Raw genomic sequence first — 20,657 nt, 5'->3', positions numbered from 1 at the left:
GCGTATGGTCACAGCGGTGTTCGGGTAGAGGAGTTCCATGCCATCTCCAGGTGAGATTCTCGGTGGGCGGTACCGGTTGGACGACCGGATCGCGGCCGGCGGCATGGGTGAGGTCTGGCGGGCCACCGACACCGTCCTGGGGCGCGACGTCGCCGTGAAGACCTTGCACGCCGACCGGGCCGGCGACCCCGGTTTCCAGGAAAGGTTCCGGCACGAGGCCCGGTCGATGGCCGCGCTGCACCACCCGGGCGTGGCCGACGTGTACGACTTCGGCGAGACCGAGGGCGGCACGGACGCGTACATCGTCATGGCCCGTATCGACGGCGAGCCGCTGAGCGAGCGGATCGCCGAGCGGGGCCGGCTCACCCCGGCCGAGACCATGTCGGTGGTGGCCCAGGCGGCACGGGCCCTCGAGGCCGCGCACCGGGCCGGCATCGTGCACCGCGACGTCAAGCCCAGCAACCTGATCATCAAGGCGGACGGCACGGTCGTGCTGGTCGACTTCGGCGTGGCACGCTCGGCCGATTCGTCGACGCTGACCGGCGCGCGCGAGGTGGTCGGCACGGCGATGTACATCGCGCCCGAGCAGGTGTCGAAGGCGACGACCGGGCCGCCCGCCGACCTGTACGCGCTGGGTGTGGTCGCCTTTCACTGCCTGGCCGGGCAGCCGCCGTTCCTGGGCGACAACCCGATCGCCATCGCGATGCAGCACCTGAGTGAGCCGCCGCCCGACCTGCCCGAGGACGTTCCGCCCGCGGTGCGCGCCCTGGTCATGCGGGCGATGGCCAAGAACCCTGAGGACCGTTTCGCCGACGGGGAGGCGATGGCGGCGGCGGCCGACCGGGCGGTCTCGGGCGGTGACACAACCGCAATCCTGGCGGCCCCGCGTTACGCCGCGACAACCCAGACCCTTCCCGAGCCCGTACGGGGTGAGGACGCGCGACGCCGCACGCTGGTGCTCGCCGTCGCCGGCGCCGCGGCGCTGGTGCTGGTCGCGGCGATCGCGGCCCTGGCGGTGTGGCTGCCGAACCGGGGCGACGGCCGCACCCCCGGGGTGGTTTCGCCCTCGCAGTCGGCGCAGGAGTCGGTGGGGACCGGTGACGCGCCCGAGCCGACCGGCACACGCACTCGCGGCCAGACGCAACGGCCGACCTCGACGACGCGTCCCGCGCCTCCGCCGGACAGCCCGTCAGCCTCCGCCACGGAGACGGCCGATCCCGGCGAGTCCACTTCGACGTCGGTGTCCCCGCCGCCACCCGACGGGGAGGACCCGCCGGACGACGACACCACGTCGGCGCCGCCCGAGGGTGGCGACCCGGAGACCGAGGCCGGCGCCACGCCGGGCCCTTAGGACTTCGCCGTCACCTGGGCCTTGAGCTCGGCAACGTCGGCCGTGAGCTGCTCGATCGCGTCGAACAGCTTGGGCATCTGGTCGTTGGCGATCGCGCCCGTACGCAGGTTCGTGGTCACGATCGCGCCGTCGGCCCGCTGCGTCGGCGTATTGGTGGCTTTGCCGACGTTGAAGGACCAGATGTCGTCGATCTGCGCCTTCACCTGCTTGGCGATCTCCGCGGAGATCCACTTCTTGTCATCGGCCGTGAGTGCCACGGGGATGTCCTCCAAATGCCAGGAAGCCACTGAGGCTTCGCGGTTCGTCTCGTACGACGACGAGAAGTGCGCGTGCTTGTCGTGCGGGTTCGCACCGGTGTACGACTGCTGGCGCCATCCGTTGCTCGCCGACCAGATCCGCCGGTTGTAGATGATGTAGCGCAACCGCTTCTCGGCGCCCGACTTGGAGCGGGCGATCAGGAACTGCACCACCTTCTCCATGGTCAGGCCCGGGGTCCGCAGGTCGGCGTCGACGTCGATCGCGTGCACTTCGTTCTTCTTGTCGGCGTCGCGGATCGGCACGTTGCCGGTCTCGTCGGGATTGTGGTCCGACTGGCTGGACTGGTGTGCCGTGTCCCCCACCGAACCATCGCTGGACCTGTCGCGGTTCGGCGCGATCGTGTTGAACTCGGAGCGCAGCTTCACCAGGCAGGGCACCAAGATCCAGCTGGCCATTCGTCACTCCTCACGCTGCGTAGACGACGGCGGGCAACGCTACCAGTACCCGCACGGCGAGGTCATCACTCCATTAGGGCCGGATTGTCGCATGTGGGGAATTCAACTCTCCACTGTGATCATGCACAATCCGTCACTCAGCCAATACAAAACGGGCCGCCGACCAGCGTCGACGGCCCGTTCCCATGAGGACTTACCCGATGGTCACCCACACGTCGTCGAGGGCGCCGTGGAACTGGTCGTTGTCCCGGCCCACGCCCTTGCCGCCGAGGCTGAACGGCCGGCCGCTGTCGACCGTGAGCGTCTCGGGAACGGCCGCGGTGGCCTGCACCTGCTCGTCGACCACGAGCGCCAGGGTCGGGCCGGTCCGGCGGCACTCGACCGCATGCCACTTGTCATCGGCGATCGAGGTACGGCTGCGGACCACGTACGTCGTCCCGCCGCTCCTGTCCGTCATGGCGCAGCTGGGTTTGCCCGTGACACCGTCCACCTGCAGCTTGTACTGCCCGCCCTCGGCCGCGTAGCCCTTCTGCAGCACGTTCTGCCCGTCGGGACCCGTGGCTCCGGCCGGCGCCGTGGCGAGTCGCAGTCTCACCCCGTACGCGATGGGCCTGTCCTGTGGGTTGAGATCGCTGGTCGCCTCGGCCTGCAACACCAGCTTGGGGCAGGTCTCGCGAGTGCAGCGCGGCGGGAAGGTCAGTGCCTGCCCCGATCCGTGCGGCTCCATCGCGACCTTCCCGCCGTCGCGGGTGATCGCGCGCAGCAGGTGACCGTGGCCGGAGCCGTCGTCGAAGGTGCCGTCGGCGATCGTCGAGTCGAAGTTGTACGACGCCACCGGCCCGGTGCCGGACCCGCTGCCCACCCCCGGCGTCACCGGCGCGCTGCCCTTCCCCGGCGTCACCGGGGCGCTGCCCTCTCCCGGCGTCACCGGCCCGGTGTCCGGCGTGCTCTCCGCCCGCGGCGTCACGCCGGAGAACGCCACGTACCGCTTGCGCGGCACCGCGCTGACCATGGTGAAGTCGCCGACCGCGCTGATCGAGCCGAGCTGCGGGCTGGTCGCGATCTGCCGGGTGCCGACCACGCCGTTGGCCTGCGGCGCCCAGTCGAGCAGGTTGCCCTGGGCGTCGATCGCGGCCAGCTTGCCGCGCGGCACCGAGCCGTCGGTGCACACGCCCTTGGCGCCGTTGTTGGTGGTCGTGCAGGCCTTGTCGAAGTGCCCGCCCACGTACGTCGTCCCGTCGAGCACGGCGATGGCCTGCGCGTCGCCGTCGAACACCCGCGTCCAGCGCGTCGCCCCGCCCGGCGTGTAGGCCACCGCGCGCCCGCCCTGCCCGCCGAGCGCGACGTAGACACCCGCCGCGTCGGCCGTGACCGCGAAAACCTGTGACACCGGCTTGGGCACGAAGGCCGTGTCGAGCGCGCCGGTGACCGGGTCCACAGCGGACAGCCGCAGCGTTGAGCTCTTGCCGTTGGTCTTGTGGAAGCGCCCGCCGACGTACACCCGTCGAGGCGTGACGGCGACCGAGTTGACCACGTCGTCGGTGGTCGGCGCCCAAGGGTCGAGCGCGCCCGTGGCCAGGTTGAACGCGGCCAGGTTGGCGCGCGGCGACCCGTCGACGCCGGTGATCCGCCCGCCGAGGTAGAGCCGCCCGTTGCCGGTCGCGAGCGCGTTGGGCTGGCCGAGCACGGTGTGTCGCATCGGGGTCAACCGGCCGTCGGTGGCGCCGATCCCGGCCACCGCGTCGCGGGCCGCGCCGTTCACGGTGTCGAAGTCGCCGGCCGCGTAGACGACATCACCGGCAACGGCCAGGGCGCGTACGTTCGCGTCGGCGGTGGGCTGCCAGTCGAGCAGTGTTCCCGTACGGGCGTCGAGCGCGGCCAGCCGGCTACGCGCGACGGTCCGGCCGCCGACGATCGCGCTGGTGAAGTTCCCGCCGACGTAGACGGTCGACCCGCGGTAGGCCACCGCGTACACCGGCCCGTTGAACGAGGGCGACGTCGCCGGCTCGGACGTGACCACCTCGGCGATCGCAACACCCCCGGCCGTGATCATGACCGCGGCCGCGGCGACAGTCAGGCTCCGGCGGAACGCACTTTTTCGGAAGTCAGGCACATAGCTCGTTAACTACGCTCCCGGCGCGGGGTTGCGCCCTTTCCTCCGCTGGTGAACGCATCGACGGTGACTACTATGTCGGGGATGCGTTACCGCCGACTCGCCGCCCCGCCCCGGCCGGCCGCGCTGCCTACCGCCCTGCCCCGGCCAGCCGCGCTGACCACCGCCCCGCCCCGGCCAGCCGCGCCGCCTACCGCCCTGCCCCGGCCCGGCGTGTTCCCCACCGCCCTGCTCCGGCCCGGCGTGCTCCCCACCACTCTGCTCCGGCCCGCCGTGCTACCCACCGCCCTGCTTTTACCCGCGGTGCTCCTCGCCGGCTGCGAGATCGACATCGCCCCATCGGCTCTCCCGCCGCCCATCAGCATCGCCCCGGCGCCGTCCGGCTCCGCCGGCATGCCGAAACACGCCTGCTCCGCCACCTACAAGATCCTCACCGAGGGCGCCCTGAAACTGGCCACCGACGCGGGGAACGAGGCCGCGATGAAGCGCACCTTGACCAGCATGGCAGCCGAGGTGGACGCCCAGCGGTCGCACATAACCCAGCCCGGCTTGCGCGAAGCCTTGAGCGACATCAGCACCAGTCTCGCAACAGGCGCTTCCACCCCCACGACCTACATCAACGGCGACTTCCAAACGGTGGGCAAAGAGCTCGACACCCACTGCGAGTGAACACCGCCCTGCCGAACCCCGCCCTGCCCGCCCGCCGAGGCATCCTAGGAACCTAGGTGGATCGTGTCCGCGCCGCAGCCTGCACACACGGGCGACTTGTCGGCCGAGGAAGCGCTCTGGCTTGTCGCGCCGGGCCGGCATCGGTCGTCGCAACGATCTTCGCCACCCCGCTGGCCCCGCCTGGCACTCCGGGCAAGTGCGGCGTCCCGCCTCGTCAAGCTTCTTCATGCCCAGCCCGGAGGGACGACGCGGCGTACACGCGGGCTGTCGGCGCAACGGTGTTCCCGTGGCGCGGATGGGACCGCGCCCTAAACGATCAGGCTCAGCAGCATGACGCAGGCGAAGCCGACGATCGAGATGATGGTCTCCATGACCGACCAGGTCTTGATGGTCTGCCCCACGGTCATCCCGAAGTACTCCTTGACCAGCCAGAACCCGGCGTCGTTGACGTGTGAGAAGAACAGCGAACCGGCGCCGATGGCCAAGGCCAGCAGGGCCACGTCCGGCTTGTCGAGGGTGGCTGCGAGCGGCGAGACGATCCCCGCCGCGGTGATGGTGGCTACGGTGGCCGAACCCGTGGCGAGTCGGATGCCGACCGCGACCAGGAAGCCGAGCAGCAGCGCGTTGATGTTGGCGTCGCGGGCGGCGTCGGCGACCACGTTGCCTACGCCCGCGTCGACCAGCACCTGCTTGAAACCGCCGCCCGCGGCCACGATCAGCAGGATGCCGGCGATCGGCGGAAGCGAGCCGCCGATCACGGCCGAGGTCTGCTGACGGTCGAAGCCGGCCCGTTTGCCGAGGCTCCACATGGCCAGCAGCACGCCGGCGAGCAGAGCGACGACCGGCTCACCGATGATTTCGAGGGCGCCGCGGAGGCTGTTGCCCTCGGGCAGGGCGAGTTCGCCGATGGCCCGGGCCAGCATCAGCACGATCGGCACCATGACGGTCAGCACGGCGGGCCAGAAGCCGGGGTTGCGGCGCGTGCGCGGAAGCTGCTCGTCGACGAGGACGTCCGGCCCGCCACTGGACGGGTTCGCGACGTCGTCACGGTCGACGAAGTTCTGCCCACCCGCCGGGCCGTCCTCGGGGCGGTCAGCCGAGCCGCCGCCGCCCAGGGACAGCGCCGGCACCGGCAGCGGAACCCGCTTGGCGATCCAGTTTCCGAAGATCGGGCCCGCGACGATCACGGTCGGGATCGCGCAGATCAGGCCGAACATCAGGGTCAGCCCGAGGTCGGCGTTCAGGTTGGCGATGGCGACCAGCGGCCCCGGGTGCGGCGGAACCAGCCCGTGCAGGACGGAGAGCCCGGCGAGCGCCGGGATGCCGATGCGCAGCAGCCCGATGTCGGTGCGCCGGGCCACCAGCAGCACGATCGGCACCAGCAGCACGACGCCGACCTCGAAGAACAGCGGCAGCCCGATCAGCGCCGCGACACCCGCCATGGCCCACGGCAGCGCCGACCCGGTGACGCTGTTGACGATGCGGTTCACGATCCCGTCGGCCCCGCCCGACTCGGCCAGCAGCGCCCCGATCATCGAGCCCAGCGCGATCAGCAGCCCGACGCTGCCGACGGTGCTGCCGAGCCCTGCCGTGAACGAGTCGATCGTGTCCCCCGGTGACGCCCCGGCGACGAGGCCGAGCACCGCCGAACCGAGGATCAGCGACAGGAACGGATGCCATTTGGCCCAGGCGATGAGCACAACCACAACCGCGATACCCAGCACGGCTGCCAGCACCAGCTGACCGGTTCCCGCTTCGGTGATGGCCTCGGCCGCTATGGACGTCATGCGCCCGGGACTACCCAGCGCCAGTGGCTTTCAACCCATGGCCAAGCCCACGCCGGGACCGAGCTGAGCGGTCCGCACGGCCATGACGCGGGCGCCGCCGCCGAGCCGCGCGAGCCGGCCGGCCTGGTGACCGCGCCCCGAGCTCCCGAGCGCGTCCTGACCGCCGAGCGCGAGGCCCGCGCCACCCTGACGGGCCTCCACCGAGCAAGACGGTGAGCGGCCGCAGGGTCCAGCGGGTCGAGGTGAGGCGAACGGCCGCCTCAGGGGGTGAGCGGGTCGAGCTGAGCCCGCAATTCGACGAGGGCCGCTCGCACCCGGTCGAAATCGGCGGCGTCGTACGGCCCGGAACGCCCGGGAGGCAGAAACGTCAGCGAGATCCCCACCAGAGCACCCGCCAGCGCCCGCGCTCCGAGGTCGTCGCGCGCCACGCCCTGACGCTCGGCGATCACGTCGGCGAGCATGTCGACAGCGGTCACCGTCGCCTGCAGCTGGCGGGCCACCAGCTCGGGGACGGTGCGGAAGAGCTGCTGCCGGCGCCGCTCGCTCTCCCACTCCGCCTCGGTCAGCTGCTCGAACACCTGCCGCATGCCCAGCAGCACGGCGTCGGCCACCGGCACCTCGGGCGGCTGGGCCCGGATGGCCTCCACGATCAGGGGGTCGTAGTCGTCGGTCACGACCACGTCCTCCTTGGTCGGGAAGTAGCGGAAGAAGGTGCTCGGCGACACCTCGGCCGCCTCGGCGATCTGCTCGACGGTCGTCGCCGCGTAGCCCTGTGCGGCGAACAGCCCCATCGCCGCGTCCCGGATGGCCGCCCGTGTCTTGGCCTTCTTGCGTTCCCGCAAACCCGAGACGGCCGGACGAGCGGCGGCGGGAACGTCTCGGGTCATGCCATCGATTCTGCCAAAGGCGCCGACCGCGACGGCGCGGGCCGCGCGGGCATCATCACGAGCGCCAGCACCGCACCGATCAACGCCAGCGCTCCGGCCACGAGCAAGGACCGGTCCATCCCGTACGCGAAAGCCTCTCGGACGGACGTGCCGAGCGCGACATCACCGGTGGCCTCCGCGACCGCCGCGCCCGACGTGACGCTCTCGCGCACCGCCGACCCGGCCGCGTCCGGCAGACCCGTGACGTCGACCTGCGAGCGGTACGCCGAGTTGAGCACCGTCCCCAGCACGGCCACCCCCACGGCGCCGCCCACCTGTCGCAACGCCTGCAGCAGCGCGTTGCCGATTCCGGCGCGTGCCGGGGTCAGCGTGCCGATGGCCGCGTTCAGGGCCGGTGGCATGGTCAGCCCCAGGCCCAGCCCGGTCAGGGTGATCCACACGGCGATGCACACGTACCCGGTGGTCGCGGAGGTCTGCGCTCCCAGCAGCGAAGACAAGGCGATCAGCGCGAGCCCGCCGGCGAGCACCCACCGCACGCCCAGGGTGGCGGCCAGCCTCTCCCCCGCCCGCGCGCCCACGACGAGGCCGCCGATCACCGGCAGCAGGCGCAGACCGGAACCGAACGCGTCGTGGCCCCCGACGGCCGCGAACAGCTGGGGCAGTGAGAACAGCAGCCCGAGCATCGCGAAGCTGGCCACCGTGGCGAACACCGCGCCGCCGGTGAAGGCCCGGTTGCCGAACAACGCCAGGTCGATCAGCGGCGACGAGGCACGGCGCTGCCAGAGCACGAAGACGACCAGCAGGACCAGGCCGGCGGCGATGGTGAGCAGGGACCGCGGGTCGGACCAGCCCCGTTCCCCCGCCTCGATGATCCCGTACGTCATGGCGACCAGGCCGCCGGTCGACAGCGCGATGCCCGGCACGTCGACCCGCCTGGACTCGCCGCGTGACGAGGGCAGCCAGAGCGCCAGAGCGACCACCCCGGCGACCACGACCGGCACGTTGATCAGGAAGACCGAGCCCCACCAGAAGTTGTCGAGCAGCCAGCCGCCCAGCAGCGGCCCGAGCGGGAGGCCGAGCGCGCTCGCGGTCACCCAGATCGACATGGCGCGAGGCCGTTCCCGCTCGTCGAAGAGCGTGGTCAGCACCGCCCCGGACAGCGGCATGATGACCGCGGCGCCGAGCCCGAGGACCGTTCGCGCGGCGATCAGCTGGCCCGAGCTCTGCGCATAGGCGCACGCGACCGAGGCCGCCCCGAACACCACGAGGGCCCCGATCAGCAGGCGTTTGCGGCCGAGCCGGTCGCCGAGCAGACCCGCCGGCAGCAGGGCGGCCGCCAGTACGAGCAGGTAGGCGGTGGTGAACCACTGCAGGTCACCGGTGGAGGCGTCGAGGTCACGGGCAAGAGTCGGCAGCGCGACGCTGAGCACGGTCGTGTCGAGACCGACCGCGAGGGTGCTCAGCGCCATCGCGGCGAGCGCGTACCAGCGTGAGGTGGAAGTAACCATGTTTTGAGAGTAGCTGTCATTTCATAGTGACTGTCAAGCCGTATGCTGCAGGTGTGATCGAGCGCTATGCCGACGTGCACACGCATTTCCTGCCCCCGCGCATGATGCGGCGGGTATGGGAGTACTTCGACCGGGCGGGCCCGGCGATCGGGCGGCCGTGGCCCATCACGTACCGCGGCTCCGAGCAGGAAAGAGTGGAGGCACTGAGAAAGCTGAACGTCGAGATGTTCAGCGCGCTCGCCTACGCCCACCGCCCCGGCATGGCCGACGACCTCAACGACTGGACGCTCGCGTTCGCCGCGCGCACCCCCGGCTGCCTGCCCAGCGCCACCTTCTATCCCGAGCCGGGCGTGGAGGCGTACGCGCAGAAGGCTCTTGATCGCGGGGCGCGGATCTGGAAGGTGCACCTGCAGGTCGGCGGGTTCGACCCTCGCCTGCCCGAGCTGGACGCCGTGTGGGGGCTGCTGGCCGAGGCCGGAACTCCGGTGGTGGTGCACGCCGGTTCGGGGCCGTTGCCCGCGAGGTTCACCGGGCCGGGGCCGATCGGCGACGTCCTGCGGCGGCACCCGGGGCTCGCCGTCATCGTCGCGCACGCCGGGGCGCCGGAATACGAAGGCTTTCTCGAGCTCGCCGAGCACTACGAGCAGGTACGGCTCGACACCACGATGGCGTTCACCGACTTCTTCGAGCAGATGGCGCCGTTCCCCCGCGAGCTACGACCGCGGCTGCGCGAGCTCGGCCTGACCGGCAAGGTTCTGCTGGGCAGCGACTTCCCCAACATCCCGTACCCGTACGAACATCAGATCGAGGCACTGGCCCGGCTGGAGCTGGGCGACGAGTGGCTGCGGGCGGTCTGCTGGTCGAACGCGCAACGCTTGTTCGCGCCGCGCGGGTGAAATTGCACGAATCACGTGCGCAAACGTGCCACGATCATGTAAAGCACACGGCCGGTCTCGGAAGGAGCCGATCTGATGAAGAAAGCCGTCGGCTGGATCGTGCTCATTCTCGTCATCTTCTACATCGGCACCAACCCGGGCCCGGCGTCCGACATCGCCCGCGGCATCGGCGACGGCATAGCCGAGGTCTTCCGCAACGTCGGCATCTTCGTCCGCGAACTCGCCACCTGACCGCCGGCCCGCATGATCCTCTGTGTCGGGCTGGCCACCCTGGATCTGGTCTATCGGGTCGACCGGGTGCCGGGCGCGGACGAGAAGGCGCAGGCGTCGTCGGTCGAGGTCGCGGCGGGTGGACCGGCCGCCAATGCGGCGGTCACGGCGGCCCGGCTGGGCGCGCCGGTCACCTTGGTCACCGCGGTCGGCGCGCATCCGCTGGGTGCGCTCATCCGGTCGGATCTCGAAGCCCACAACGTACGCCTGATCGACGTGGCCGAGGGATCCGAGGGGTTGCCGCCGATCTCCACCGTCATCGTGGCCGGCCGTACGGGCGAGCGCACGATCGTCAGCCGCAACGCCGGCGACCTGACGTACGGCGTACCGGGAAGGGGCCTTCCGGACGCGGAGCTGACACTGGTGGACGGGCATCACCCCGTGCTCGCCGTGGCCGCGGCCCGCGAGGCCGAGCGGCTGGTCGTCGACGCGGGCACCTGGCGGCCCGTCTTCGCCGACATCCTGCCGCAAGCCGACGTGATCGCCTGCTCGGCCGGGTTCCGCCACCCCGCGGGGTTCACCGCCCCGCACGTGATCGTCACCCACGGACCCGGCCCGGTGACCTGGTCACACGACGGCCGCACCGAGGAGATCCCGGTTCCGCCCGTCGACGCGGTCGACACCGCGGGCGCCGGCGACGCCTTCCACGGGGCGCTGGCTCAGGCCCTGCACTCCGGCGCGGCCGTCCGGGCGGCGATCACCGAGGCGATCCGGGTGGCCGGGGTGCGGGTGCGGCACCCCGGCCCTCGGACCTGGCTGGACGCGCTCTAGACCGTACGGGCCAGGCGGTCGGCCAGCAGCTTGGCGAAGCGGGCCGGGTCTTCCAGGTCGCCGCCCTCGGCCAGCAGCGCCGTGCCGTAGAGCAGTTCGGCGGTCTCGGGCAGCGCCGGGTCGTCGGCCCGTTGCTCGTGTGCCGTGCGCAGGCCGCTGACCAGCGGGTGGCCCGGGTTCAGCTCGAGGATCCGCTTGACCCGCGGGCCCTCCTGCCCCATCGCGCGGTACATCTTCTCGAGCGCGGGCGTGATGTCGTCGGTGTCGCTGACCAGGCACGCGGGCGAGCTGATCAGGCGGTGCGACAACCGCACGTCCTTGATCTGCTCGGACAGCTGCTCCTTGAGGAACGTCAGCAGCGGCGCGAAGTCGCCCTCGGGCTCCGGTTCCTCGGCGTCCTTGGGCAGGTCGACCGACCCGCGCGCGATCGACTGCAGCTTCTTGCCGTCGTAGTCGGGGACGGCCTCGACCCAGATCTCGTCGACCGGGTCGGTGAGGATCAGAACCTCGTACCCCTGCTTCTGGAACGCCTCCATGTGCGGAGAGTTCTCGACCTGGGAACGGCTCTCGCCGGTCAGGTAGTAGATCTCTTCCTGGCCCTCCTTCATCCGCTCGATGTAGCCGGCCAGGGTGGTCGGCTCGGGGCCGGCCGTGGAGGCGAAGGTCGAGACGTCGAGGATCGCCTTCTGGTTGTCCTGGTCGTTGAGCAGACCCTCCTTGAGGGCCCGGCCGAACTCGCGCCAGAACGTGGCGTACTTCTCGGAGTTGTTGTTCAGCAGGTCCTTGATGGTGGACAGCACCTTCTTGACCAGCCGGCGGCGGATCATCTGGATGTGCCTGTCCTGCTGCAGGATCTCGCGGGAGATGTTGAGCGACAGGTCGGCCGCGTCCACCACGCCCTTGACGAAGCGCAGGTAGTCGGGGATCAGCTCGCGGCTGTCCTCCATGATGAAGACGCGCTTGACGTAGAGCTGAAGACCGCGGCCGGCATCGCGCTGGAACAGGTCGTGCGGCGCGCGCGAGGGCAGGAACAGCAGGGCCTCGTACTCGAAGGTGCCCTCGGCCTTCATGTTGATGATCTCGAGCGGCTCGGACCAGTCGTGGCTGATGTGCCGGTAGAACTCGTGGTACTCCTCGTCGGACACCTCGGAGCGCGGCCGCGCCCACAGCGCCTTCATCGAGTTGAGCGTGTCGTCGCCCATCTTGATCGGGAACGCGATGAAGTCCGAGTACTTCTTGACGATCTGGCGGATCTTCCAGTCGTCGGTGTAGTCGTAGAGCGCGTCCTCCTCGTCGGAGGGGCGAAGGTGGACGGTGACACTCGTGCCGACCGGCGCGTCCGGCGCGTCGTCGATCGAGTACGTGCCCTCACCGCTGGACTCCCAGCGGGTGCCGTGCCCCTCGGTGCCGGCCTTGCGCGTGACCAGCTCGACCTTCTCGGCCACCATGAACGTCGAGTAGAACCCGACGCCGAACTGGCCGATCAGCTCGGGGCTCTCCTTGGCCTCCCGCAGCTTGGTCAGCAGCTCGGCCGTGCCCGACTTGGCGATGGTGCCGATCAGCTCGACGACCTCGTCGCGGGTCATGCCGATGCCGTTGTCGCGCACGGTCAGCGTGCGCGCCTCCTTGTCGGCGGTGAGCTCGATGTGCAGGTCGGAGGCGTCGGCCTCGAGACCGTCCTGCAGGGTGGCCAGGCGCAGCTTGTCGAGCGCGTCCGAGGCGTTCGAGATCAGCTCGCGCAGGAAGATGTCCTTGTTCGAATAGATCGAGTGGACCATCAGCTGCAGCAGCTGCCGGGCTTCGGCCTGGAACTCCAACGTCTCCATGGTTTCCTTACTCCCGTTGTCGCGGACCACCCCTGATCGTATGACGAACGCCCCGCCCGGCAGATGCCGGACGGGGCGTTTTGCGATCGTTCGAGTCAGCGCTCGTCGATGGCGACGAACTCGCGCTCCGGGGCGCCCGTGTAGAGCTGCCGCGGCCGGCCGATCTTGTTGGCCGGGTCGTTCATCATCTCGGTCCACTGCGCGATCCAGCCGGGCAGGCGGCCGAGCGCGAAGAGAACGGTGAACATCTTGGTCGGGAAGCCCATCGCCTTGTAGATGAGGCCCGTGTAGAAGTCCACGTTCGGGTACAGCTTGCGCGAGACGAAGTAGTCGTCGTTGAGCGCGATCTCCTCGAGCTGGAACGCGAGCTCGAGCAGCGGGTCGGGCTTGTCGAGGGTGGCCAGCATCTCCTTCGCGGCCTTCTTGACGATCGCGGCCCGCGGGTCGTAGTTCTTGTAGACCCGGTGGCCGAAGCCCATCAGCTTGACGCCCTTCTCCTTGTTCTTCACTCGCGTGACGAACGAGGAGACGTCGCCGCCGTCCTTGCGGATCTGCTCGAGCATGTCGAGCACCGCCGCGTTGGCGCCGCCGTGCAGCGGGCCGGACAGCGCGTTGATGCCGGCCGAGACCGAGGCGAACAGGTTGGCCTGCGCCGAGCCGACCAGCCGCACGGTCGACGTGGAGCAGTTCTGCTCGTGGTCGGCGTGCAGGATGAACAGCATGTCGAGGATCTTGGCGATCTTCGGGTCGACGTCGTACTGCACGGTGGGCAGGCCGAACGTCATCCGCAGGAAGTTGTCGACGTAGTCCAGCGTGTTGTCCGGGTACGGCAGCGGGTGGCCGATGGACTTCTTGTAGGCGTACGCCGCGATGGTCGGAAGCTTCGCCATCAGACGGATGCCGGAGATCTCGACCTGCTCGGGGTCGAGCGGGTCGAGCGCGTCCTGGTAGAAGGTCGACAGCGCGGTGACCGCCGAGGACAGCACCGCCATCGGGTGGGCGTCACGCGGGAAGCCGGAGAAGAAGGTGCGCATCTCCTCCTGCAACAGCGTGTGCACCCGGATCCGGTCGCCGAACTCCTTGAGCTGCTGCCGGGTCGGCAGAGCGTCGTGCATCAGAAGGTAGGACACCTCGAGGAACGACGACTTCTCGGCCAGCTGCTCGATCGGGTAACCACGGTAGCGAAGGATGCCGGCGTCACCGTCGATGTAGGTGATCGTCGACGTGGTCGAGGCGGTGTTGACGAAGCCCTGGTCCAGGGTGACGAAGCCGGTCTCCTTGAGGAGGGCACTGACGTCGATGCCGCCTGGGCCCTCGACCGCTTCACGCACCGGCATCGACAGCTGGCCGCCGGGGTGGTCGAGCTTGACATCCGTCATGTATTTCCCTCACTTCACCGGCAGATGTCTCAAAAATTGTGTAGTTCACCGTAAACCCTCAACCTGAATGGGGCATCAGGCGGCTCCCGGCTGAGGGATTGATCACGAAGAGTGGCGTAACGGTATAGATAATGGTTGTAGTCGAACGCGGAGGTGCGAACCGATGCCGAGCCCGAGTCCGTATCCCGTCGTCGTGGGCGTGACCGGCACGTCGGCCGGGCTCGCCGCAGTGCGGCTCGCCGCCCGAGAAGCTGTCTCGCGCGGCCGCGAGCTACGAATCGTGCACGCTTTCACCTGGTCACACCCCCGCCTCGATCAGCATTACGACCGGGCCCGGCGCGACGCCACGCAGATCGTGGACGCGGCAGTCGCTACCGCCCAGCGTTCCACACCCGGGGTGCGGGTGACAGGTCAACTCGTGGACGGGCTGCCCGACCAGGTGCTGCTGCGCCTGGGGCGCAGTGCCGAGATGCTGGTGCTCGGCGACGACGACCTGGCCACCCTGCCCTGGCTGCCCACCGGCTCGGTGCTGGTGCAGACGGTGGCGCGGGCCTGGTGCCCGGTGCTGGTCGCCCGCGGTGGCCGCCCGCACGCCGGCCCCGTCCTGGCCGCCGTCGACGGCTCCGAGTCCGCCCTGCTGGCCCTGCGCCAGGCGGCCCTGGAAGGCGCGCGCCGCCACGTTCCCGTGCTGGTGGCCCACGTGGCCGAGCAGCCCGGCACCGAGGAGGAAGGCCGCGAGATCCTGTCCCGGGCGGTGGCCGCCGTGCCCGAACTGACCGATTACACGACCCGGCTGTTCACCGGCGCACCCGGCCCGACCCTGGTCCGGGCGTCGAGCCGGGCCCGGCTGACGGTGCTGGGCCCGCGCGGCAGCCACCAGGCCGGTCTGCTGGGCTCGGTGGCCCGCACGGTCCTGCGGCGGGCGGCCAGCCCGACCCTGTTCGCCCACGGACGCCCCGTCCCCGGTCCGCGTCACGCTCCGGAGTCGGCGTCGGACCCGGTGGGCGCGTGGGACGGAGGCGCTCAGCTCGTGCGCTGACCGCGACGGAACAACTCAGGCTCCGGCATCACGTCCACTCGCATGCTGACAAACGTGCCCCGACGACTGGCATCGTGTGCGCGACTCGGGCATTATTCCCTGACCGGGATCCGTCGTAATGCGGATCACATCCGGGGTACGTTTGCACGTATTGGAAGGGAGCATGCATGGCGACGCTGGTCGGCTCCGACGGGGCTGTGGTCTGGCTGGTCGCGGTGCTTCTCGTTCTCATGGCCGGCCTGGGCCTGGCCCTGCTGGCCGCGACGCGCCGGTTCCGGTAGCCCCCGCGGGGCGCTGAGGCAGCGTACGGCCGTCCGATGCGGCAGGCTGGGCAGATGCGCTTCGCCACGTGGAACGTCAACTCGGTCAAGGCACGCCTGCCGCGCCTGCTGGAATGGCTCGGCACCACCAAACCCGACGTGCTGTGCCTGCAGGAGACCAAGGTCCCCGACGACGGTTTCCCCACGGCCGAGGTCGCCGAGCTCGGGTACGACGTCGCCGCGTACGGGCAAGGCCGGTGGAACGGGGTCGCCGTGCTCTCCCGGGTCGGCCTGGACGACGTACGCAAGGGATTCGACGGTGAGCCGGGCTATCCCGGACCGGAGGCGCGCGCGATCAGCGCCGTCGCCGGGGGAATCCGGTTCTGTTCGATCTACGTGCCGAACGGACGCACGCCCGACGATCCGCACTACATCTACAAACTGTCCTGGCTGTCCGCCTTACGCACCGCCCTGGCCGCCGAGGTCTACGCCGGACCGCTCGTGGTTGCCGGGGACTTCAACGTCGCGCCCACCGACGACGACGTCTGGGACCCGAGCGTGTTCGTCGCGTCCACCCACGTCACGCCGCCCGAGCGGGCGGCCCTGTCCGCCCTCCGGGACCTCGGTCTGCGTGACATCGTCGCCCGGCCGCTCAAGGGGGACCGCCCGTTCACCTACTGGGACTACCGGGCCGGCATGTTCCACAAGAACCTCGGGATGCGTATCGACCTCGTCTATGCCACCGACCAGGTCGCGGGCAGGGTGACGGATGCGGTGGTCGACCGGGAGGCGCGTAAGGGGAAAGGCCCCAGCGACCACGCTCCTATCGTGGTGGACCTCCACGACTGACGCCCGTGATCGAGAACCTGCGCACGGCCCCCGCACGGATATGCACGTACTGTGGTGAGCGATCGTGCAGGGCGGGGAGAGACAGGAGGGACAATGACAGTGCCATCGCCGGCAGTGGCCGGCGAGCGGCTGGCCGACGGGCCCGCGCCCGCTCTGCTCCGCGCCGCGCTCGACGCCGCCGGTGAAGCAGTGCTGCTGTGCGCCTCGGCCGACGACACCATTGTGATGGTCAACGCCGCTGCTCAGGCGCTGTTGCCCGGACTCGCCGCCGGCGGCACGGCGCTCGACGGGCCGTTGCCCGGCCTGGCCGCCGCGCTCGCCGCGGGCGACGACTCCTTCACCGACGTCCACGCCGGGCGGCACCTGCAGGGCCGGCGGCGCCCGCTGGGCGACGACCACTACGGATGGTATCTGCGCGACCGCACCGAGGATGTGACCCGCGCCGACGCGTTGCGGGCCGAACGAACCCGGACGGCGTTCCTGGCAGAGGCCGGCCGTCGCCTGTCGTCGTCCCTGCACCAGGGCCGCTGCCGGCGGATCACCGCCGAGCTCGCGGTGGCCCACCTGGCCGACGCGGCCGTGGTGGTGCTGCCGGTCGACGGCCGGCAGAGCCAGTTCACCCGCCTGGTTGCCGGGGGCCTGCCCGAGGACGGCACGCTCCGCGAGGAAGTGCTCAACCAGGTGCCGGGGCTGATCGAGGCGCTCGGCGGTTTCCCGCCCATCCCCAGCCGGTGGCTCGACGCGGCCCAGGCGCCCGAGTGGCTGCTGCCGGCCGGCTTCGGGCCGATCGGGGCGTTGCTGGTCACTCCCCTGCCGGGCAACGCCGAACCGGCCGGGGCGCTGATCCTGGCCCGCCGCGGCGCCGACGCCCGGTTCGGGCCGGAGGACGAAATCCTCGCCCGCATCTTCGCAGCCCGCGCCGGCGCCGCCATCTCGTCCGCCCAGCTCTATCGCGAGCAGGTCGACACCACCGCCGTGCTGCAGGCCGACCTGCTGCCGCCCGAACTGCCGCAGCCCGAGGGCATCGAGCTGGCCGGCTCCTACCAGGCCGCCCGCGACGCGATGCGGATCGGCGGCGACTTCTACGACGTGTTCGGCCCCACCGACACCAGCCCCGACACGGTGATCGTGCTCGGCGACGTGTGCGGCAAGGGCGCCGAGGCGGCGGTCCTGACCGGCAAGGTGCGCCAGACCCTGCGCGCCTTGCGGCTGGTCGAGACCCGGCCCGACGAGATGTTGCGCGTGCTCAACAAGGCCCTGCTCGACTCGGGCCGCCACCACCGGTTCGTCACGATGGTGGTCGGGTCGGTCAGCCGCACCGACCACGGCCGGGTCAGACTCTCCCTGGCCACCGGCGGGCACCCGCCGCCGCTGGTGCTACGCCTCGACGGCCGGGTCGAGGAGGTGCCGACACGTGGCACCCTGATCGGCGCGGTCGCCCGTACGGTGGTCAATCCGGCCGACGTCGAGCTCGCGCCGGGCGAACTGTGCCTGCTCTACAGCGACGGCCTGACCGAAGCGCGGGGCGGCCCGGCGGGCGACGAGCAGTTCGGCGAGGAAAGGCTGCACGAGGCGCTGAGCGAGTGCCGCGGCATGCCCGCCGTGGCCACCGTCGAACGCGTACGGCAGCTGGTCAGCGACTGGGTGCACGGCGGCGCCCGCGACGACATCGCCATGCTGGCCGTCCGGGCCCCGGCCCGCCCCCAGCTCAGCCTGCGCAACGGAGCCCGTAACGCCTCGCCGTTCGCGATCGACGCCCGGCGTGGTGAGCGGCGCGTGCGGACCATGTCGTGAGCGTCCCCAGCGCCGTCCCACGGCGCTCCTACGACATCGCCGCCCTGATCGACGAGTTCCTGCAGCTGCTCGGCGAGGGCGACGAATACGGCGCCGTCGAGATGGTCACCGAGCTGTACGAGGAGGGTGTGCCGCCGCAACGCCTGATGATCGACCTGATCGGCGGCGCGCAGACCAGGGTCGGCGAGCTGTGGGCGGCCAACGAGTGGACCGTGGCGCGGGAGCACGCGGCGACGGCGATCAGCGAGCGGGTCCTGGCCGCGCTGGCCGCCCGCACGAACGTACGCCCGTACCGGGGCCGGGTGACGATCGCCTGCGTCGACGGGGAGTGGCACGCGTTGCCGACCCGCATGCTGGCCGAGATGCTGCGCCTGGACGGCTGGCGGGTCGACTTCCTGGGCGCCAACGTCCCCGGGCCGCACCTGGTCACCCACCTGCACCAGACCGGCCCCGACGTGGTCGCGCTGAGCTGCATGATCGCCACCCGGCTGCCCCGGGCACACGCGGCGATCACGGCCTGCAAGGCGGCCGGCGTCCCCGTCATCGCGGGCGGCCGCGGCTTCGGCCCCGGCGGGCGCTACGCCCAGCACCTCGGCGCGGACGCGTGGGCCGCCGGCGCCGAGGAGGCCGTACGGCGGCTCGCCCGCAACTGGCCCCCGCACAACCAGGACCCGCAGCTCTCGGCCTATCTGGGCGACGAGGAGTACACGTACGTGGTGCGCCACCGGCCCGTGCTGATCAGCACAGCGATGCGGCAGCTCACCGACACGTATCCCGCCGTACGCGAATACAACCAGCGCCAGCTCGACTCGACCGCCGAGGACATGGCGCACATCGTCGACTTCCTGGCGGCCGCCCTCTACGTCAACGAGACGCAGATCTTCACCGACTTCGTCGCCTGGACCGACGAGGTGCTGCAGGCCCGGGGCGTACCCCCGGTGGCGCTGCGGGTGGGTCTGGAGACTGTCCGGGCCCAGCTCCACGACTACCCCACGGCCGGGGCGATGCTCGCCGCCGGGATCCAGCTGTTAAATGAGTAGCGCGGCTCCGGAGCGCCGACTAGCCTCGTCCGCATGATCTCCTGATGCTCCGGCCCGCTCGGGCCGTTCACCGTGCTCGGTTCCGGGTGCTCCGGCGGGATTCGTCCGCCGTGGAGCCACGTTCGTGCCGACACCCGGAGCTGTTCCGATCTTCTCCCCTGGCTCCACCTCGGGTTTTCAGGAGGCCCTCATGCCTGGTCAACGTTTCAAAGTTCAGCTCGACGACCTGCCGTCGCTTCCCCAGCTGGCGGGCGGATCCGCCGAGAACACCGGAAAGCCGGCCGCGGGCGCCAAGCACCACGGCTCTGCGGACAGCCGGCAGGCCGCCCGGCAGCGCTCGGAGCAAGCGCGTGCGGGGCGTGCCGCTGGGGCAGCGGGTGGGCGCTCGTACGCGTTCCGTCGCAGCTAGGCCTAACCACTGAAACAGGGCGCCCGATGCAAGGCGGGTGCCCTGTTCGCTGCGCACTGTGGATAACCCCGGGCCACTCCTCCCCGCGAAGTAGGGTGGTCCCACCCTCGATGGGAGGGGGTGGGGGCGGCGGAACAGGTCAGGGCGGATCCGCCACGGGTGGCCGCCGAGTCACCCGTTTCGGGTGAGGGCCCCGAGACATGCGGGGCCCTCACAACTTGCTGGTTCAGCGTGCCGATCTCCGCTGGTGCTGACTGCGGCGCGGGCGCTGTTACGCGGCGTCATCCCGGACGCAGTTGATGGTCACCGTCGCTGCTTGGGTGAGCGGGTTGTCGAAGGTGACCACCCAGTTTCTCGAGTCGCCCGGGTCCTGGTAGCTGTTGGTCAGGATCGATGTTTCGCCCACGCCGCGACTGACCGACCCCGCGATGGCCTTGCCGACGACATAGTTGCAGTTGACTGTGTAGGTGGCCTGACCGGCGAGAATCGGGTAAACCTCGGTCTCGAGGACGAGTCCCGGTCCGGGATCACCCTGTAGCCCCTGGATGCCCTGTAGCCCCTGGATGCCCTGTACCCCCTGTGCACCCGGTGCGCCGGGAGCGCCTTGCAGGCCGGTCGCCCCGGTCGCGCCGGTCGCCCCGGTCGCGCCGGTCGCCCCGGTCGCGCCAGCCGGTCCGGTCGCGCCAGCGGGGCCGGTGGCGCCCTGCAGACCTGTGGCACCGGGCGCGCCCTGCGCACCTGTAGGACCCCGCTGACCCTGAGGGCCGGCTTCACCTTGCGGGCCGGCGGGGCCGGCTTCGCCCTGGTCGCCTTTAGGTCCTGCGGGACCCCTGACACCGGCGGAGTTCCACGCCAGCAGGGTTTCCCCCTGGCGGCAGCTTGTTGTGGCCGTGCTGACCCAGCGCAGGGCCCCGGTCCTGTTGTTCGCGCACATCTTGATCACCGCCGCGGCCGCGGCGCGTGCCGAGTCGGCGGAACCGGCCGCGGAGGCGGCGGTGGGATTGGTGAGCGCGGCGGCAACAACGCCGGCCGAGGCGAGCAGAACACGCTTTCTCATTGATGGTCCCATCTTGGCGGGTGCTGATTTGCGGGCCGA

The 20,657-nt window shown here is 70.7% G+C and carries 19 protein-coding genes; 10 read left to right on the top strand and 9 right to left on the bottom strand.

Annotation, left to right across the window (positions count from 1 at the left end):
- Positions 1–37 precede the first annotated feature (37 nt).
- Positions 38–1,351, top strand: coding sequence for a serine/threonine-protein kinase (locus C8E87_RS30945; RefSeq protein ID WP_133876348.1), 1,314 nt, complete (start codon positions 38–40; stop codon positions 1,349–1,351).
- Here the strand turns inward: C8E87_RS30945 and C8E87_RS30940 are convergent.
- Positions 1,348–2,064, bottom strand: coding sequence for a hypothetical protein (locus C8E87_RS30940; RefSeq protein ID WP_133876347.1), 717 nt, complete (start codon positions 2,062–2,064; stop codon positions 1,348–1,350). The two genes, C8E87_RS30945 and C8E87_RS30940, sit on opposite strands and share 4 nt — an antisense overlap.
- A gap of 193 nt (positions 2,065–2,257) precedes the next feature.
- Entirely contained in the window at positions 2,258–4,177 is a 1,920-nt protein-coding gene (locus tag C8E87_RS30935) for a LamG domain-containing protein (RefSeq protein ID WP_239080319.1), read from the bottom strand.
- Between the two features lie 84 nt (positions 4,178–4,261).
- On the opposite strand from C8E87_RS30935, the gene C8E87_RS43920 reads away from it, so the two are divergent.
- Positions 4,262–4,846, top strand: a complete 585-nt coding sequence (locus tag C8E87_RS43920; RefSeq protein ID WP_166660999.1) for a hypothetical protein — start codon at positions 4,262–4,264, stop codon at positions 4,844–4,846.
- A gap of 308 nt (positions 4,847–5,154) precedes the next feature.
- Here C8E87_RS43920 and C8E87_RS30925 read toward each other — a convergent pair whose 3' ends face one another.
- Genes C8E87_RS30925 through C8E87_RS30915 form a run of 4 tightly spaced genes read right to left on the bottom strand, consistent with a single transcriptional unit; the run spans position 5,155 to position 9,028 of the window.
- Positions 5,155–6,633 carry a GntP family permease gene (locus C8E87_RS30925; RefSeq protein WP_133876345.1) on the bottom strand — a complete coding sequence of 493 codons (1,479 nt, stop codon included), beginning with the start codon at positions 6,631–6,633 and terminating at the stop codon, positions 5,155–5,157.
- Positions 6,634–6,663: 30 nt separating this feature from the next.
- A complete protein-coding gene (locus tag C8E87_RS43915) occupies positions 6,664–6,834 on the bottom strand; it encodes a hypothetical protein (RefSeq protein ID WP_166661296.1) in 171 nt (56 codons plus the stop codon).
- Positions 6,835–6,893: 59 nt separating this feature from the next.
- Positions 6,894–7,520 carry a TetR family transcriptional regulator gene (locus C8E87_RS30920; RefSeq protein WP_133876344.1) on the bottom strand — a complete coding sequence of 209 codons (627 nt, stop codon included), beginning with the start codon at positions 7,518–7,520 and terminating at the stop codon, positions 6,894–6,896.
- Positions 7,517–9,028, bottom strand: coding sequence for an MFS transporter (locus tag C8E87_RS30915; protein ID WP_133876343.1), 1,512 nt, complete (start codon positions 9,026–9,028; stop codon positions 7,517–7,519). Before C8E87_RS30915 ends, C8E87_RS30920 begins: the two co-directional genes overlap by 4 nt.
- 53 nt (positions 9,029–9,081) lie before the next feature.
- Here C8E87_RS30915 and C8E87_RS30910 point away from each other — a divergent pair, with 53 nt between their 5' ends.
- From C8E87_RS30910 to C8E87_RS30905, 3 genes are all read left to right on the top strand, one after another.
- Entirely contained in the window at positions 9,082–9,924 is an 843-nt protein-coding gene (locus C8E87_RS30910) for an amidohydrolase family protein (protein WP_239080318.1), read from the top strand.
- A 75-nt stretch (positions 9,925–9,999) separates the two neighbouring features.
- Positions 10,000–10,155 (top strand): hypothetical protein, encoded by a 156-nt coding sequence (locus C8E87_RS43910; protein WP_166661295.1) that lies wholly within the window; start codon positions 10,000–10,002, stop codon positions 10,153–10,155.
- A 12-nt stretch (positions 10,156–10,167) separates the two neighbouring features.
- Positions 10,168–10,965 (top strand): PfkB family carbohydrate kinase, encoded by a 798-nt coding sequence (locus tag C8E87_RS30905; protein ID WP_133876342.1) that lies wholly within the window; start codon positions 10,168–10,170, stop codon positions 10,963–10,965.
- Here the strand turns inward: C8E87_RS30905 and htpG are convergent.
- Together htpG and C8E87_RS30895 are read right to left on the bottom strand one after the other, a co-directional pair.
- Entirely contained in the window at positions 10,962–12,791 is a 1,830-nt protein-coding gene (gene htpG / locus C8E87_RS30900; protein WP_133876341.1) for a molecular chaperone HtpG, read from the bottom strand. The two genes, C8E87_RS30905 and htpG, sit on opposite strands and share 4 nt — an antisense overlap.
- Positions 12,792–12,886: 95 nt before the next feature.
- Entirely contained in the window at positions 12,887–14,170 is a 1,284-nt protein-coding gene (locus C8E87_RS30895) for a citrate synthase (RefSeq protein ID WP_133876340.1), read from the bottom strand.
- 163 nt (positions 14,171–14,333) lie between these two features.
- Here C8E87_RS30895 and C8E87_RS30890 point away from each other — a divergent pair, with 163 nt between their 5' ends.
- From C8E87_RS30890 to C8E87_RS30870, 5 genes are all read left to right on the top strand, one after another.
- On the top strand, positions 14,334–15,209 hold the full coding sequence (locus C8E87_RS30890; protein WP_133876339.1) for a universal stress protein: 876 nt from the start codon (positions 14,334–14,336) through the stop codon (positions 15,207–15,209).
- A 335-nt stretch (positions 15,210–15,544) separates the two neighbouring features.
- Entirely contained in the window at positions 15,545–16,318 is a 774-nt protein-coding gene (locus C8E87_RS30885; protein WP_133876338.1) for an exodeoxyribonuclease III, read from the top strand.
- A 93-nt stretch (positions 16,319–16,411) separates the two neighbouring features.
- Positions 16,412–18,112 (top strand): PP2C family protein-serine/threonine phosphatase, encoded by a 1,701-nt coding sequence (locus C8E87_RS30880; RefSeq protein ID WP_133876337.1) that lies wholly within the window; start codon positions 16,412–16,414, stop codon positions 18,110–18,112.
- Positions 18,109–19,152, top strand: a complete 1,044-nt coding sequence (locus C8E87_RS30875) for a cobalamin B12-binding domain-containing protein (protein WP_239080317.1) — start codon at positions 18,109–18,111, stop codon at positions 19,150–19,152. Before C8E87_RS30880 ends, C8E87_RS30875 begins: the two co-directional genes overlap by 4 nt.
- 190 nt (positions 19,153–19,342) lie before the next feature.
- Positions 19,343–19,561, top strand: a complete 219-nt coding sequence (locus C8E87_RS30870; protein WP_133876336.1) for a hypothetical protein — start codon at positions 19,343–19,345, stop codon at positions 19,559–19,561.
- Positions 19,562–19,832: 271 nt separating this feature from the next.
- On the opposite strand, the gene C8E87_RS46495 is transcribed toward C8E87_RS30870, so the two are convergent.
- The gene (locus C8E87_RS46495; RefSeq protein ID WP_275409092.1) at positions 19,833–20,618 is read right to left on the bottom strand and encodes a collagen-like domain-containing protein; all 786 of its coding nucleotides are present in this window, start codon (positions 20,616–20,618) and stop codon (positions 19,833–19,835) included.
- Between the last annotated feature and the right edge of the window lie 39 nt (positions 20,619–20,657).

It is taken from the genome of Paractinoplanes brasiliensis, assembly GCF_004362215.1.
Taxonomy (GTDB): Bacteria; Actinomycetota; Actinomycetes; order Mycobacteriales; family Micromonosporaceae; genus Actinoplanes; species Actinoplanes brasiliensis.
The sequence above is the reverse complement of the archived record's forward strand: the minus strand, read 5'-3'. Positions and strand labels throughout refer to the sequence as shown.